This is a genomic window from Ruegeria sp. SATB027 (genome assembly GCF_059613825.1).
The window spans coordinates 178,351-193,365 of sequence record NZ_JBXWTH010000076.1 but is presented as its reverse complement, the minus strand read 5'-3'; the positions used below and the strand labels follow the sequence as shown (position 1 = coordinate 193,365).

The window sequence follows — 15,015 nt, the reverse complement described above, 5'->3', positions numbered from 1 at the left end:
CCATCAAAGCGCCGATTTCATTGCAGCCACAATCGCATGATGCAGTGACCCGGCAGACGATCTTGGCCCGTAAATACAGAACGAACCAGAAGCACGGCACAGGACGAAACACCCCAGGTGATGGATAGATGTGCGGGATGCGGTACCGACCGCCATTCTTCGGCAATCCAGATTGCTTAGCAATTCCAGCACTGCCAACACGCCATCTCCGTCCAGATCAAACCTGACCCATGCGTCTGTCTGTTCGGAAACCGATGCGTTGTCCCCAGTGCGTTCTTTCACCAGATGCGCCAGATCTTCATGTGTCTCAAAGGGCGCTTCGATCATCCATTGATCAGGCCCGGTCCAGAAGGCAACGATCGGCCCGCCGGTAAATTGCCCGACGGCGGGCGTTTCCGTGCCGATCAATTGGGATACGGCGCTCCGGGTTTTGTCTTCCCGACCCAGCCGAGCGGCGACCGAGGCCAGCGCCACACCCGGAGTTTCGGTACAGGTCACGCTTCCGACCCTGTCGATCTTGGGTTCGGTTCCACCCAGCGCGGTTATTGCTACAAGATCATGCACGGAGCCGTTCTCCCTCAGGGTCGACGAAATGGGCCGAGACGATTTCAACCTCGACCGTCAGATCGGTCACTGGCGACACAAGGCGCATCTTTTCACCCTGACGTGTGCCGCCGTTTTTCAAAAAGCCAAGGCCGATATGGCTGTCCAGCGACGGCGAAAATGCCGCCGATGTGACATAGCCCTGATCATGGGCAGCATCCACGGGACCCGTGGCATTCATCAGATGCCCTCCGGCGGTTACCTTGTCGCCAGCGTTCACAGGCTTGATTCCAACCATCATCAAAGCATCTGGTTCGTTCAGCCCTTCACGCTCGGACAGGATTGAGCCGATGCTGTCTTTTTTCTTGGATACCATCCGACCCATTCCAAGGTTCAGGGCGGTGGTGGTTCCGTTCAACTCGTTGCCTGCGGCGTGACCCTTTTCGATCCGCATGACGCCCAGCGCTTCGGTGCCGTAGGGTATGACATCGAACTCTTCACCTTCCTGCATCAAACGCCGCATCAGCGCGTCGCCGTAACGCGATGGCACCGCGATTTCAAAGGCCAATTCGCCCGAGAAGGAAATACGGAACAACCGCGCGCGCAACCCGCCGCATACGGTGATGTTGCCGCAAGCCATGAACGGGAAGCCTTCGTTCGAGAGGTCGAACTCGGGATCCACGATCTTTTGCAGAAGTTTGCGCGAATTGGGCCCGGCTACCGCGTATTGTGCCCAGGCTTCGGTGGTCGAGATCAGCTGTACATCCATGTCCGGGAACAGGCATTGCCGGACAAATTCCATATGCTGGTAGACCTTGACCGCATTCGCAGTTGTGGTGGTGACCACGAAATGATCCTCGGCCAGACGCGCGGCGGTACCGTCATCCATCGCAATTCCGTCTTCGCGCAACATCAGCCCATAGCGGGTTTTGCCGACGGCCAGTTTAGCAAATCCGTTGCAATAGACCCTGTTCAGGAAATCCGCCGCATCCGCACCCTGAACATCAATCTTTCCAAGCGTGGTGCAGTCGCACACCCCGACCGAGGCACGGGTCTGGCGCACCTCACGGTCCACGGACTCGCGCCAATGGGTTTCACCGGGCAGCGGGAACCACTGTGCGCGCAGCCAATTGCCGACCTCGACAAACACCGCGCCACGTTCCTTGGCCCAGTAATGTGACGGGGTCAGGCGGGTTGGATGAAACTCTTTGCCTTTCATCCGGCCAGCAAAGGTTGCAATCGGAACGGGCGTATAGGGCGGGCGGAAGATCGTTGTGCCGGTTTCCGGAATGGACTTACCTGCAAGTTCGGCCATGATCGCAAGCCCGCCCATGTTCGAGGTCTTGCCCTGATCGGTGGCCATGCCCAAGGTGGTATAGCGTTTCAAGTGCTCGACCGAACGGAACCCTTCCTGATGGCTGAGCTTCACATCCTTGACGGTCACGTCGTTCTGCTGATCCAGCCACGCGCGGCTGCAACCCTGAACATACCAGAACGGTGTCTGCGAGATCGGGGTATCCTCGGCCTTAGGCAGATCGGGCAGCGGGCCTTTCAGGCCCAGCGCCTGCGCCGCACATTCTGCCCCGGATTGCAGGGCGCCATGGGTGGACATCACACCATTCGCCGCCCCTGCGACGGACAGCCCAGGCGGCAAGTCCGTGCCAGGCACAAAGGCCGCCAGATCTTCGTTCCAGGCGGGACGTCCCCGTTGGTGGCAGGTCAGATGCACGTTGGGGTTCCAGCCACCCGAAACGCCAAGCGCCCCGCAGTCCAGCGTGCGCGACGACCCGTCTGCCAGCTCAACCTCGACAAAGGTCAGCCCCAGTCGGCCTTTGGTGTCCCTGACCTGCGCGCCGCGCAGAACTTCATAGTCATGGCTGGTCGGGGCGTCGCCACGGACGTCGACGACGGCAGCAATCCTGACGCCTTTTGCGTGCAGGTCCGCAGCGGTGCGGTGACCGTCATCGTTGTTCGTAAAGATGGCGACACGTTGCGCCGCCGTGGTTGCAAACCGATTGGCATAGGTGCGCAACGCACTTGCCAGCATGATGCCGGGTCTGTCGTTGTTTTCAAACGCGATGGGCCGTTCGGTCGCGCCAGCGCACAATAGGGCGCGTTTGGCGTAGATGCGCCAGAGTATCTGGCGCGGTTTACCGGAAGGCAGAGAAGCAAGATGATCGCCCGTCCGCTCAACTGCACCGTAAATGCCGTGATCAAAGGCACCGATCACGGTCGTGCGCGGCATCAGGCGGACGTTGGGCATTGCAGACAGTTCAGCGACACTCTGCTTAACCCATTCGGTCGAATCGTCATCGTTCAGCGAAAAGGTTTCACTGTTGAGCCGCCCGCCAAGTGCGAAATCCTCATCCGCAAGAATGACCTCGGAACCGGCCCGGCCCGCCGTCAGTGCCGCCATCAATCCTGCTGGACCCGCGCCGATAATCAGCAGATCGCAATGCCGGAACCCCTTGTCATACTCATCGGGGTCTTCCTGCATCGACAATGACCCAAGACCGGCCGCGCGGCGGATCATCGGCTCGTACAGCTTTTCCCAGAACGCGGCAGGCCACATGAAGGTTTTGTAGTAGAACCCTGCCGTCAGAAAGGTCGAGAATCTGTCGTTGATTGCCAGAGCATCGAATTTCAGGCTGGGCCAGCGGTTTTGGGAATGGGCTTCAAGCCCCTCGAACATCTCAACGGTCGTGGCTCGGGTGTTGGGTTCCTGACGATTGCCGGTGCGCAGCTCGACAAGGGCATTGGGTTCTTCCGAACCGGCAGTCAGCACGCCACGCGGGCGATGGTATTTGAACGACCGGCCCATCAGGCGCACGCCATTGGCCAGAAGGGCCGAGGCCAGCGTATCGCCTGGATGCGCAGTGTAACTGCGGTTGTCGAATTTGAAGTTCAGGGTTTTGGTGCGGTCGATCTGACCGCCGCTCAGCCTGTTGTCTTGAGTCATTTGGAGCGCCCCTGTGCCCGGGCCACGTCACGGGCCAGTTCCACTTTGGAAATCTCATGTGTCGCGGTATTGCGGGTCACGACCAGCCAGGATCGGTCGCCCCCCTCGTGGAACCACAACTCGCGGTGTTCGCCAGCTGGATTGTCGCGCAGATAGGCGTAGTCAAAAAACGCTTCGGCCGCGTCTTCGGCCTGCCAATCGGGCCTGTTGATCAGCGAAGCGTCTCCCAGATAGACGAATTCGGAACTGTCACGCGGGCCCAGCAAGGGATGATGGATGATCATGGTGCTGCTCCCCTCAGTGCAGGTTGGGCTGATTGCCCATACCTTTTTCGTCGATCATACGGCCGGTGCGGAACCGGTCGAACCGGTAGGCGGTGGCTGTCGGGTGCGGTTCATCCTTTGCCAGCAGATGCGCAAAACAATACCCCGACGCCGGAGTTGCCTTGAACCCGCCGTAACACCAGCCGCCGTTGAAATAGAGGCCATCGATGCCGGTCCGGTCGATGATGGGCGATCCATCCATGGACATATCCATGATCCCGCCCCACATCCGCAGCAGGCGCGCGCGACCGATCATCGGCATCAGGGCCATGCCGCCCTCGCAGACATCTTCGACCACGGGCAGGTTGCCGCGTTGTGCGTACGAATTGTACCCGTCGATATCGCCACCAAAGACCAGCCCGCCCTTGTCGGACTGGCTGACATAGAAATGCCCCGCGCCAAAAGTGATCACCCCGGGCAGAACCGGCTTCAGACCTTCTGACACGAAGGCTTGCAGGACATGGCTTTCGATTGGCAACCGCATACCCGCCATGCCCATGACACGCCCCGAATTTCCGGCCACGGCACAGCCAACCTTGCCTGCGCCAATGAACCCTTTCGACGTCTCAACCCCCAGACATTTTCCGTTTTCTATCCGGAAACCGGTCACTTCGCAGTTTTGGATGATATCGACACCGTGGCTGTCTGCTGAACGGGCATATCCCCAGGCCACCGCGTCGTGCCGAACCGTGCCACCACGCCGCTGGGCCAGCCCGCCCTTGATCGGGAACCGGGCATCGTTGAAGTTCAGGAACGGGTATTCCTTGCGCACCTGTTCGGCATCCAGCAGCTCGGCATCCGCGCCGTTCAGGATCATGGCGTTGCCACGTCGCGTAAAGGCGTCTCGCTGGGCGTCTGTGTGGATCAGGTTGATGATCCCGCGCTGGCTGACCATCGCGTTATAGTTAACGTCCTGCTCAAGACCTTCCCACAGTTTCAGCGAGAACTCGTAGAAAGGTTCGTTGCCGTCCAGCAAATAATTCGAGCGGATAATGGTTGTATTGCGCCCGACATTGCCGCCACCGATCCAGCCTTTTTCAATCACCGCCACATTGCGGAGGCCAAATACCTTGGACAGATAATGCGCCGTTGAAAGGCCATGACCGCCACCGCCGATGATGACAATGTCGTAATGTGGCTTGGGCTCCGGCTCGCGCCAGGCCGGTGTCCACCCTTTGTGCCCGGTAAGAGCCTCTTTGATGACCTTGAAACCAGAGTATCGCATGAATCGGACCTTTTTTTTCAGAATCCGCGAAAAAGCGGGTTTTGGATACTCTTGAATCCGACATCTGTTGTGTTGAATCAGACACCACAACAATCAGCAGGGCATGCTTAATCTTGCGATTTTTACTGTTGCTGGCAGCGCGCGGTGTCCGCCACGCCGTCCTGCTGCGCCGACAAGGGTCAGAACAGCCGGTAGCCAAAGCTATACACGCGATTTCAGAACCACATAGTTGTGGGGTTCAGCGCCTAAGACGTCATCAGAAAGACAACGACGGCATAGCCGATGATGGCGGCATATCCCAACGGGTAAATCCATTTGATCGCGTAATTGTCGAGCTTTCTGGCCGTCTCTTCCCGACCGGAAACTTTCAGTTTACGCAACATCACGCTGAAGACGATAATCGTTCCTGTCATCAGGAACATGCATTGCAGAATGAAATCCAGAAACGTCAGATAGCCAAGCTTGGGCAAGTCGGCGGAAATGGCCCAGTTGAAGGCCACAAAGACCAACAGGTTGCCGCCTGCGATCTCGATCCGTTTCCGGTATTCATCCAGAAAGAACAGCGCCCATCCCACCGTGATCAGCACAAGCATCGGCAGGAATATGCGGATGGTGTAATATGTCAGGTGCCGGGTGCCTTCGAAGACAAGTTCGACCCGGTCGCTTTCGTTTCCCGACAAACCGGTCGTCGTTGACGTCAGAGCCCTGGCATTGCCAAGTATCCATTCCTCTTCGCCCAGCATGTCACCCAGACCGGAGTATTCATCAAGCGCGTGATAGTGCACGAATTGCGAAGGAAACACCGATACGACCTCAAAGTGAAATTCCTGCGTATCGAACGGGTATTTGCGAAAGTTGAAATGCGGAGCCTGCAAGGTCAGCGAGGATTTTTCGACAAAAGTCACGTGACCGTCATGACGCACGGCAACTGCGGATTCATGAATCCATCGATTGGACTGTTGGTTGTGGATAACAAAAGCCGGGGTTACCACATCCAGCTCAGCGGCGTATTTCACGAAAGCGGGCGGTTCAAAAACCCGAAAATCACGACCAAGGCTTGCTGCATCAAACGCCAGTTCCGGGTCTGTCCATTCGAACCGCAGTACAACCACGGCGCCATAGTTTTCGGATTGCTGATCGACGCCGGTAATCTGGTCGATCTTGATACCAACCCCGACCTGCAGCGGGTTGTCCGGGGTTCCCACCAGCGTATCCTGCTGCCCTTGGAACAAACCCTGCGCAAAAACAGCGCCTGGAAGGACAGACGCGAAAAGCAAAAGAACGAAACCTGCAAACAAGCTTTTCATGATCGTTAGAAACGCATTTCGCAATGGTGAGACTGGGCCCGTTAAGCAGGCCCAGTCAACTGATGTCATTCAGACCAGGAAATGGCGGTCAGGTCGATTGCCGCAGTTGGTGCGTTTTCCCACAGGCCCTGAACACCGGCCTTGGCGACGCCCAGCTTGGCCAGCTGGAACAGGTACCCGTTGACATAATCGTTCGAGATGAGGCGCTGCGCCTCACCCAGAAGACGGGTCCGTTCCTCGGGGTCGGTGGTGGTGTTCAGCGTCTCCATCAGTGTCTGAAAGTCGATGCTGTCATACTGGAAGTAATAGTCAGGCCGCGCATAGATGCCGATATCCATCGGTTCGGTATGGCTGACGATGGTCAGACCAAATTCCTTGCCCTTGAACACCGATTCCAGCCACTGGGCCCATTCGACGTTGATGATCTCGGCCGTGATGCCGACCTCGGCCAGCTGTGCGGCGATGATTTCACCGCCCCGGCGCGCATAAGATGGCGGTGGCAAGTGCAGAGTTGTCTCGAACCCGTTTTCAAACCCGGCCTCTGCCAGCAAGGCCTTGGCCTTTTCGGGATCATACGCGGACTGGCCCGTCAGATCGACATAAGCGGGGTTGTGCGGCGCAAAATGCGTACCGATTGGGGTGCCGTATCCGAACATGGCGCCGTCGATGATGGCCTGTCGATCAATCGCATGGGCCAACGCCTGCCGGACACGAATGTCATCGAATGGCGGCTGTTTGTTGTTGGTGGACAGGATCGTTTCACCCTCGGTCGATCCAACCAGAACCTGAAACCGCGGGTCAGCCTCGAACTGAGGCAGGTTCTCCGGTGCCGGGAAGTTGTCGAACACGTCCACATCTTCGGCCATCATGGCCGCAAATGCGGCAGTCGGGTCCGAGATGAATTTGAACGTCGCAGTCTCTAACGCCGGTTGGTCGCCCCAATACTTGGGGTTGCGGTTCAGTGTTATGCTGTCGCCCTGAACCCAGTCGCCAAAGGTAAAAGCGCCGGTGCCAACCGGGTTTGTCTTGATGTTCTCAATGCTTTCGGGCGCGACGATCACCGCGTCACCCCAGGCAAGGTTGAACAGGAAGTTGCCGTTCGGATCGGCCAGGGTGATCCTGACCGTCAGCGGATCCACGGCCTCGACGCTTTCGATCCCTGCAAACAGAGCTTTCTGCGCGTTGGCGCTGTCCTCGGCCGTGGCCCGGTCAAGGCTGAATTTGACATCCTCGGCATCCATGGTCGTGCCGTCATGGAAGGTCACGCCGTCGCGCAGTTTGAAGGTGTAAGTTTTGCCGTCCTCGGAAATCTCCCAGCTTTCCGCAAGGCCGGGCACGACCGAGCCGTCGCCCATGAAACGGGTCAGACCTTCGAAGATGTTGGTGTAGACAACCGAATCGATGGCCTGAGCTGCGGCGCTGGTCGGATCCAGATGCGGGGGTTCCAACTGCATGGCGATGGTGATGTCGGATTTGGCCAAAACCTGCGTCGCCAACAGGCTGGCGCCGATCGCCACGGTCGACGCGAATGTTCGAAGCACGTGTTTTGTCATGTGAACTCTCCCAACTGAAAATCTGCGCCCATGTTTTCCGGGCCGTTTTATCGGCAGTGTTCCTTTAAACCTGAGGTCAATCAAGGGAATGTTCGCGCAACCGGGGTTTCTTTGGCCCCGGCCGATCTGCTATGCCGCACTGCAACATAAGCCCTGCAGGAGCCAACCATGAGCGCCACCGCCCGCAAAAAGGCCCCGAACGCCGAAGATATTCGCGCCCGAAAAGGCGGCGTGCCTCTGGTCTCGCTGACCGCATACACAACGCCTATGGCGCGCCTGATGGGCACGCATTGTGACTTTGTTCTTGTGGGGGACAGCGTCGGGATGGTTTTGCACGGGCTGGAATCCACCCTTGGTGTCACGATGGAGATGATGATCCTGCACGGTCAGGCCGTCGCACGCGGGTTGAGCACGGCGATGATGGTCATCGACATGCCGTTTGGCAGCTATGAGGAAAGCCCGGCACAAGCGTTTCGCAACGCGGCGCGGCTGATGGCGGAAACCGGTGCGGGGGCAGTCAAGCTGGAAGGCGGTGTCGAGATGGCCGAAACCATCCGCTTTCTGGTCAAGCGCGGCATCCCGGTGATGGCGCATATCGGTCTGACCCCGCAATCGATCAACACGCTGGGCGGCTACAAGGTGCAGGGGCGTGACGAGCAGGCCGAAACCGTCATGGCAGATGCCCGCGCCGTGGCCGAGGCCGGTGCGTTTTCCGTGGTGCTTGAGAAAGTGCCGCAAGGTCTGGCCGACAGGATCACCGAACAGGTTGCCATCCCCACCATCGGAATCGGAGCGTCCGCCGGTTGTGACGGGCAGATTCTGGTCGTCGATGACATGGTTGGCTTTTTCACCGCCTTCAAACCCAAATTCGTCAAACGCTATGCCGAGCTTGGCCCGTTGGCCGAAGCCGCCATCGCAGATTACGCGGCCGAAGTGCGTGCGCGAACATTTCCGGCGGGCGAACATGTGTTTGCTGATCAGGCTCCGGCGAAAGGACCAAAGACGTGACCGCGCCGATCCTGCGCTCGCTGGCGGAACTGCGGGCCAAGACGACAGAATGGCACCGCGCGGGTGACGTTATCGGCGTTGTGCCAACCATGGGCGCATTGCACGAAGGGCATTTGTCGCTGGCGCAGGCCGCCAAGGAGAACTGTGACCGGGTGATCGTGACGATCTTTGTGAACCCCAAGCAGTTCAACAACCCCGAAGACCTGGCGAACTATCCCCGCACGGAACATGAAGACGCGCAAAAGCTGGCCCCTTATGGCGTGGATGCAATCTATGTGCCGGACCCTCAGGAAATCTATCCCGACGGCTTTTCCACCACGGTATCCGTGACCGGTTTGACCGACATGATGGAAGGCCCGTTTCGCCCCGGCCATTTCGAAGGCGTGGCAACTGTAGTGGCCAAACTGTTCCTGCAAACGCAGGCGGACCGAGCCTATTTCGGGGAAAAAGACTATCAGCAGCTGCTGGTGGTGCGCCGCATGGCCCGCGATCTGGACATTCCCATCGAGGTTGTCGGCTGCCCAACCGTGCGCGAGCCTTCTGGGCTGGCAATGTCGTCGCGCAATCTGCTTTTGTCGCCTGAGGGTGTAAAGGTCGCGTCCCGCATGAACGAGATCATGCGGCGGGTGGCAGATGAGCTTGCCGCTGGCAAGGATTTCGCGGCGCTGGCGCAAGACGCAAAAGCCGCATTGCTGGACGCTGGTTTTACCGAAGTGGAATATATCGATCTGCGCTGCGCCGAGACGCTGGAAAGCCTGCCCAATGCCAACAAACCCGCGCGCTTGTTCGTTACGGCCTGGGCCGATGGCGTCCGCCTGATCGACAATATTCCCGTCGATCCGGTCTGATTTCTGCTCTGGCCCCGGCGCCGTTGTTTGCGCTAAAGTCGCGCAAAATGACACTGGGGAGAGCGGACATGACCTTTATTCTGGCAATTGATCAGGGCACCACGTCCTCGCGCGCGATCCTGTTCGACGGGCAGATGAACCGTGTTGGCACCGCTCAGCAGGAGTTCCCCCAGCATTTCCCGCAAGAAGGTTGGGTTGAACACGACCCCGAGGATATCTGGTCCAGCGTCATGCATGTGTGTCGCGAGGTGATGGAAAGCGCCGGTGTTTCGGCTGACCAGATCACGGGTATTGGTATCACCAACCAGCGTGAAACCACCGTGGTCTGGGACAAGCAGACCGGCAAGGCCATCCATAACGCGATTGTCTGGCAGGACCGCCGCACCGCCGAAATCTGCGCCCGATACAAGCAAGCCGGGTGTGAAGATGACGTCACCGCCCAGACCGGCCTGCTGCTGGACCCTTATTTCTCGGGCACCAAGGTCAAATGGCTGCTGGACACCGTTTCAGGCGCACGCGCTCGGGCAGAGGCCGGAGAGTTGCTGTTCGGCACCATCGACAGTTTCCTGATCTGGCGTCTGACCGAAGGTCGTGTCCATGCCACTGACGCCACCAACGCCGCCCGCACCCTGCTGTTCGACATTCACAAAGGCGCCTGGAGCGCTGAGATTTGCGAATTGCTGGATGTACCCGTTCAAATGTTGCCGAATGTGCAGGATTGCGCCTCGGATTTCGGCGCAACCACCTTGCTTGGCGGGAACATCCCCATTCTGGGTGTGGCAGGCGATCAGCAGGCAGCCACCATCGGTCAGGCCTGTTTCCAGCCCGGTATGATGAAATCCACCTATGGCACGGGCTGTTTCGCGCTGCTGAACACGGGCGCGCAGCCGGTTGAATCGAAAAACCGCCTGCTGACAACAATCGCTTACCAATTGGACGGTCAGCGCACCTATGCGCTGGAAGGGTCGATCTTTATCGCCGGGGCCGCCGTGCAATGGCTGCGCGATGCGTTGCAGATCATCGATTCGGCCCCGCAAAGCGGCGATCTGGCGGCGCAGGCCGACCCGAACCAGCATGTGATTCTGGTGCCGGCGTTCACGGGCCTTGGGGCTCCTTACTGGAAGCCGGATTGCCGCGGTGCGATGTTCGGGCTGACACGCAATTCCGGCCGGGCCGAGATTGCCCGCGCCACGCTGGAAAGCATCGCCTTTCAGACCCGCGACCTGTGGCACGCCATGCAGGGCGACTGGGGGGCCGAGGCGGATGTCATCTTGCGCGTCGACGGCGGGATGAGTGCATCTGACTGGACCATGCAGGGTCTTTCAGATTGTCTGGGTGCCCCGGTGGATCGCCCGGTTATGCAGGAAACGACCGCCCTTGGCGCCGCATGGCTGGCAGGTATGAAAGCCGGGATTTACCCGGATCAGGCCGGTTTTGCCGAAACATGGGCGCTGGACCGCCGGTTCGAGCCAACGCAAGAGCAAGCCGAACGCGACGCGGCCTATGATCGCTGGCAACGGGCGGTTCAGGCGGCGATGGCGTTCTAGCTGTGATCTTTCAACAAGCGCTGCTTTTGCCGTGACCAGTCGCGCTTGGCCTGGGTTTCGCGCTTGTCGTGGGTTTTTTTACCCTTGGCGATGCCGATTTTGATCTTGGCCAGTCCTCTGTGGTTGAAATACAGAACCAGCGGCACCAGCGTCATGCCCTTGCGCTGCGTCGCGTTCCACAGGTTCGACATCTGCTTGCGGGACACCAGCAGTTTGCGGCGGCGACGTTCTTCATGCTTGAACATCTTGGCCTGCTCATACGGCGCGATATAGCTGTTGACCAGCCACAGCTCTCCGTCATCGACCGTGGCATAGCTTTCGGCGATGTTCGAGCCGCCCGCGCGCAGTGATTTGACCTCGGACCCCTGCAGGATGATGCCACATTCAATGTCCTCTTCGATTGCGTAATCGAAGCGGGCGCGCCGGTTCTCGGCGATTACCTTGTAATTCGGGTCTGTCTTCTGCTTGGCCATGACGCGTTGATTTAGGCGGCTTGAGCCGCCCTTGCAAGGCAGGGATTTTCGGAGTGCCTCAGGATTTAGCTGAAATGATCAGGTCCGGGCCAAAAATCGTGTCCGCATGGTTGTGCAGGTAGATCTTGAGCCACGGTGTAAACCGATCCGGGTGGCGGGCCACTTCGGCCAACAGGTCATGGTAGTCGATCCAGCGGATATCCATGACTTCGTCCGGATCAGGCGCGATTTTCAGCGGTCCGCGCACATGGGCCAGAAAAACGTCGACCACTTCGTTTTCCACCATGCCGTTCCCAACATCGGCGTGGTATTCCAAACGGTGACGGTATTCAGGATAAAGACCTGTGATCCCCAGTTCTTCGTTCAAACGGCGCACGGCGCAGGTTGACGAGCTTTCGTCCCAGTCGGGGTGTGTACAGCAAGTGTTCGCCCACAGGCCGGGCGTGTGGTACTTGCCCAGCGCCCGACGCTGCAACAAAATCTCGGTGCCCCTAACGACAAACACCGACACGGCCTTGTGCTTGAGGCCCTTTTCGTGAGCTTCAAGTTTGTCTACCGGAGTCAATTCACCATTGACCCAAGCCGGGATCATAATGCCCATCTGTCCTCTCCTGTTGCCAATCCGCCTGACGGGCGCTGATGTTGGGTTTAGCTGTTGCCGGGTCGGCTTGGCGTTGCGGCACACTCTGCGGTTTGCCGTCAGATACCAAAGTGGCGCTGTTCTACACTGGTATCAATCGCACCAAAGGCCGCAGGGGCTGCGGCCTTTGGTCCTTGTGCATGGGTGCACAATGCTAGCGTTTATTCGCCTGATACACTGACGATATAGGCGTAGACGTCTTCACCGCCGCTTTTCAGTTTGAAGGTCATTTTCGACTTGGCAGCGGTGTCGTCCAGATACGATTTCAGGAAGCCCTTAGGGTCCTGCGTGTATTCCGCAAAGGAGGCCTCATCCCAGACCAAACCCTTCTCACCGGCTGCGACGATGCTGTCGCCATATTTGAAGTCTTCGTAGGTTCCGGCAGTGCGGCCGGCGACACCAAAGAGGTTGGGACCGGTTTTTCCGCCTTTGACAATGACTTCTCCGGCCGGGTCAGCGATCATGTGGCAGGACTTGCATTTGTTGAAAGCTTTCTCACCGGCTTCGGCATCGCCTTCGGCATGGGCAGGCAGCGCCAGCAGGCCAGCGATTGCGATAGTGAGGATACGATTCATAGCTTGTGCTCCGATACAAATTGGCTGCACCGAATGGACCCCCGGCGCATAAAAGTGTCAACGCGCGGATTGCCGCGCGCATCTACAGTGCCACTGCGACACATGGTGTGTCCTTAACTTAAGTCATGTACAGCGGTCCAGCAGGGCAACAGGTCTCCTTCCGCCGGGGTCGCCAGATAAACCGCCCGCGCGATGGCGCGGGACAGGCACAGCGAAGCCGCGTGCCCGATCAGAGCGAGATCGGCCTCGGATGCGATGGGGCGGGCGCCGGTACTGATGCCAAAAACCAGATCACCGTCGCCGGGTGTGTGTGCGGGAAGGATCGCCCGGGCAATTCCGTCGTGGGCGGCAACGGCCAATCTTTGGCATTGGGGTTTGGTCAATGCGGCATCCGTGGCAACGATGGCGATGGTCGTGTTTGTCTGTTCGGGTTGCGCTGGCCTCATGGCTATCGCTTTGCGGCTGGGGCGGATCCGGCTTTGATCCGGCGACATATCGGGACCCAGCCCGCCAAATTCTGCACCTTGTTCAAAGGGTGCCGCCCAAAAGTGCCGGTCACCCGGTGTTGTGACACTGCCCAGCGGGTTCGCCGCAACGAGGGCCCCGACCGTGACCCCATCAGGCAGAATGGACGAGGCAGAGCCAAGCCCGCCCTTTTGCATTGCGGCCAACGCCCCGGTGCCTGCCCCGACGGACCCCAAATCAAATTCTTTTGAAGCGCCCAGATAAGCAGCCCGCCCCAGCGCACGATAGGGGTTTTCCACCCAATCCTTTGCACCGCCATTGAGCAGATCAAACAGGATCGCACCGGGAATGATCGGAACCTTAGCGGACCCGACGGGAAATCCGCGCCCCTCGACCCGCATCGCATCTGAAACACCCGAGCAGGCGTCGAGTCCAAAGGCCGATCCGCCGGACAGAACCAGCGCGTCCACCCCTGTGACGGTTTTATCAGGCGCAAGCAGATCGGTTTCGCGCGTACCCGGTGCCCCGCCCATCACATGGACCGACGCAACGAACGGTTTATCTGCCGTAAGAACCGTGGTCCCGGACTTCAGCGTATGGTCCTGGGCGTTTCCAACCTTCAGGCCGGGGACATCGGTAATCAGGTTTCTTGGTCCAGGGATCATCTTGAGCTCGGGATTGGAGCGGGGAAGCGCGCGGGCGCGCGCTGCCTCCGGCGGGGATATTTTTGGCCAGATGAAGAGCGGATCAGATGCATCGGCCGCCATCGACCTCGAGCGCGGTGCCGGTGATCATGCTGGCCTCGTCTGAACACAGGAAACAGGCGGCGTTGGCCATGTCTTCGGGTGTTGAAAACCGTCCCAGTGGGATGGTCGCCAGAAATTTGGCGCGAATCTCGGGCGTGTCTTCGCCCATGAAAGATTTCAACAGCGGTGTTTCGCCCGCCACTGGGCAGATCGCGTTCACGCGAATGCCGGTTGGGGCCAATTCGACCGCCATGGTTTTGGTTGCCGTGATCATCCACCCTTTGGACGCGTTGTACCAGTTCAGATTCGGGCGCGGTGACAGGCCCGCTGTCGAGGCCACGTTCAGAATTGCGCCCGCGCCGCGCGCCTTCATATGGGGAACAAATGCCCGGGCGGTCAGATAGACGGACTTCATGTTCACGTTGAAGACCCGGTCGAAATCATCCTCGGTGACGTTTTCCAGAGGGGTTGGCAAGTGGGTGACACCTGCATTGTTTACCAGAATATCGAGCGCCCCAAAGGCGGCAAGTGCCGTGCCCGCCATCACTTGAACCGAAGCCCCGTCGCCGACGTCGACCTGATGCGCCAATGCCCCGGCCCCAAGTTGCGCCGCCATCTCAGCGGCTGCGTCACCATTGATGTCCGCGATCATGACGCGTGCGCCTTCGGTCAGGAATTTCCTCACGATCCCCGCACCGAACCCCGATGCGCCGCCGGTGACGATTGCGGTTTTCCCCTCCAGCCTCATGACGTTGCCCTTTTGCAGCCTTTGCGGGCCAGACTATCAACGCCCCGGCAAGATG

The 15,015-nt window shown here is 59.1% G+C and carries 14 protein-coding genes; 3 read left to right on the top strand and 11 right to left on the bottom strand.

Going from position 1 to position 15,015, the window contains the following annotated elements; translation table 11 throughout:
- Positions 1–3: 3 nt before the first annotated feature.
- The 6 genes from AC2FPW_RS18945 to AC2FPW_RS18920 form a co-directional block, all read right to left on the bottom strand.
- Positions 4–564, bottom strand: coding sequence for a sarcosine oxidase subunit gamma (locus AC2FPW_RS18945; protein WP_496814946.1), 561 nt, complete (start codon positions 562–564; stop codon positions 4–6).
- On the bottom strand, positions 557–3,502 hold the full coding sequence (locus AC2FPW_RS18940; RefSeq protein ID WP_496814945.1) for a sarcosine oxidase subunit alpha family protein: 2,946 nt from the start codon (positions 3,500–3,502) through the stop codon (positions 557–559). The genes AC2FPW_RS18945 and AC2FPW_RS18940 overlap by 8 nt, the downstream gene beginning before the upstream one ends.
- Positions 3,499–3,786 (bottom strand): sarcosine oxidase subunit delta, encoded by a 288-nt coding sequence (locus AC2FPW_RS18935; RefSeq protein WP_267366303.1) that lies wholly within the window; start codon positions 3,784–3,786, stop codon positions 3,499–3,501. Before AC2FPW_RS18935 ends, AC2FPW_RS18940 begins: the two co-directional genes overlap by 4 nt.
- Before the next feature lie 13 nt (positions 3,787–3,799).
- A complete protein-coding gene (locus tag AC2FPW_RS18930) occupies positions 3,800–5,050 on the bottom strand; it encodes a sarcosine oxidase subunit beta family protein (protein ID WP_480474535.1) in 1,251 nt (416 codons plus the stop codon).
- 245 nt (positions 5,051–5,295) lie between these two features.
- Entirely contained in the window at positions 5,296–6,255 is a 960-nt protein-coding gene (locus tag AC2FPW_RS18925; protein ID WP_496814944.1) for a ligand-gated ion channel, read from the bottom strand.
- A gap of 167 nt (positions 6,256–6,422) precedes the next feature.
- Complete coding sequence (locus AC2FPW_RS18920; protein ID WP_496814943.1) at positions 6,423–7,910, bottom strand: ABC transporter substrate-binding protein; 1,488 nt, start codon at positions 7,908–7,910, stop codon at positions 6,423–6,425.
- Positions 7,911–8,078: 168 nt separating this feature from the next.
- On the opposite strand from AC2FPW_RS18920, the gene panB reads away from it, so the two are divergent.
- From panB to glpK, 3 genes are all read left to right on the top strand, one after another.
- A complete protein-coding gene (gene panB / locus AC2FPW_RS18915; protein WP_496814942.1) occupies positions 8,079–8,918 on the top strand; it encodes a 3-methyl-2-oxobutanoate hydroxymethyltransferase in 840 nt (279 codons plus the stop codon).
- The gene (gene panC, locus AC2FPW_RS18910; RefSeq protein ID WP_496814941.1) at positions 8,915–9,766 is read left to right on the top strand and encodes a pantoate--beta-alanine ligase; all 852 of its coding nucleotides are present in this window, start codon (positions 8,915–8,917) and stop codon (positions 9,764–9,766) included. The genes panB and panC overlap by 4 nt, the downstream gene beginning before the upstream one ends.
- 68 nt (positions 9,767–9,834) lie before the next feature.
- Positions 9,835–11,313: a glycerol kinase GlpK gene (glpK, locus tag AC2FPW_RS18905; protein WP_480560112.1), complete on the top strand. Its 1,479-nt coding sequence runs from the start codon at positions 9,835–9,837 to the stop codon at positions 11,311–11,313.
- Here glpK and smpB read toward each other — a convergent pair.
- The 5 genes from smpB to AC2FPW_RS18880 form a co-directional block, all read right to left on the bottom strand.
- Entirely contained in the window at positions 11,310–11,786 is a 477-nt protein-coding gene (smpB, locus tag AC2FPW_RS18900) for an SsrA-binding protein SmpB (protein WP_209505165.1), read from the bottom strand. The genes glpK and smpB overlap by 4 nt on opposite strands.
- 58 nt (positions 11,787–11,844) lie before the next feature.
- The gene (idi, locus tag AC2FPW_RS18895) at positions 11,845–12,387 is read right to left on the bottom strand and encodes an isopentenyl-diphosphate Delta-isomerase (RefSeq protein ID WP_209505166.1); all 543 of its coding nucleotides are present in this window, start codon (positions 12,385–12,387) and stop codon (positions 11,845–11,847) included.
- Between the two features lie 200 nt (positions 12,388–12,587).
- Positions 12,588–13,001, bottom strand: a complete 414-nt coding sequence (locus AC2FPW_RS18890; RefSeq protein WP_480482716.1) for a c-type cytochrome — start codon at positions 12,999–13,001, stop codon at positions 12,588–12,590.
- Positions 13,002–13,114: 113 nt separating this feature from the next.
- Positions 13,115–14,131, bottom strand: coding sequence for a P1 family peptidase (locus tag AC2FPW_RS18885; RefSeq protein ID WP_496814940.1), 1,017 nt, complete (start codon positions 14,129–14,131; stop codon positions 13,115–13,117).
- An 82-nt stretch (positions 14,132–14,213) separates the two neighbouring features.
- The gene (locus tag AC2FPW_RS18880) at positions 14,214–14,960 is read right to left on the bottom strand and encodes an SDR family oxidoreductase (protein WP_496814939.1); all 747 of its coding nucleotides are present in this window, start codon (positions 14,958–14,960) and stop codon (positions 14,214–14,216) included.
- Between the last annotated feature and the right edge of the window lie 55 nt (positions 14,961–15,015).

What these genes read in the sequence shown, in the direction of transcription:
- AC2FPW_RS18940 (WP_496814945.1), bottom strand. Translation starts at nt 3,502, where the DNA reads ATGACTCAAGACAACAGGCTGAGCGGCGGTCAGATCGACCGCACCAAA.
- AC2FPW_RS18935 (WP_267366303.1), bottom strand. Translation starts at nt 3,786, where the DNA reads ATGATCATCCATCATCCCTTGCTGGGCCCGCGTGACAGTTCCGAATTC.
- AC2FPW_RS18930 (WP_480474535.1), bottom strand. Translation starts at nt 5,050, where the DNA reads ATGCGATACTCTGGTTTCAAGGTCATCAAAGAGGCTCTTACCGGGCAC.
- AC2FPW_RS18920 (WP_496814943.1), bottom strand. Translation starts at nt 7,910, where the DNA reads ATGACAAAACACGTGCTTCGAACATTCGCGTCGACCGTGGCGATCGGC.
- panB (WP_496814942.1), top strand. Translation starts at nt 8,079, where the DNA reads ATGAGCGCCACCGCCCGCAAAAAGGCCCCGAACGCCGAAGATATTCGC.
- glpK (WP_480560112.1), top strand. Translation starts at nt 9,835, where the DNA reads ATGACCTTTATTCTGGCAATTGATCAGGGCACCACGTCCTCGCGCGCG.
- smpB (WP_209505165.1), bottom strand. Translation starts at nt 11,786, where the DNA reads ATGGCCAAGCAGAAGACAGACCCGAATTACAAGGTAATCGCCGAGAAC.
- idi (WP_209505166.1), bottom strand. Translation starts at nt 12,387, where the DNA reads ATGGGCATTATGATCCCGGCTTGGGTCAATGGTGAATTGACTCCGGTA.
- AC2FPW_RS18890 (WP_480482716.1), bottom strand. Translation starts at nt 13,001, where the DNA reads ATGAATCGTATCCTCACTATCGCAATCGCTGGCCTGCTGGCGCTGCCT.
- AC2FPW_RS18885 (WP_496814940.1), bottom strand. Translation starts at nt 14,131, where the DNA reads ATGATCCCTGGACCAAGAAACCTGATTACCGATGTCCCCGGCCTGAAG.
- AC2FPW_RS18880 (WP_496814939.1), bottom strand. Translation starts at nt 14,960, where the DNA reads ATGAGGCTGGAGGGGAAAACCGCAATCGTCACCGGCGGCGCATCGGGG.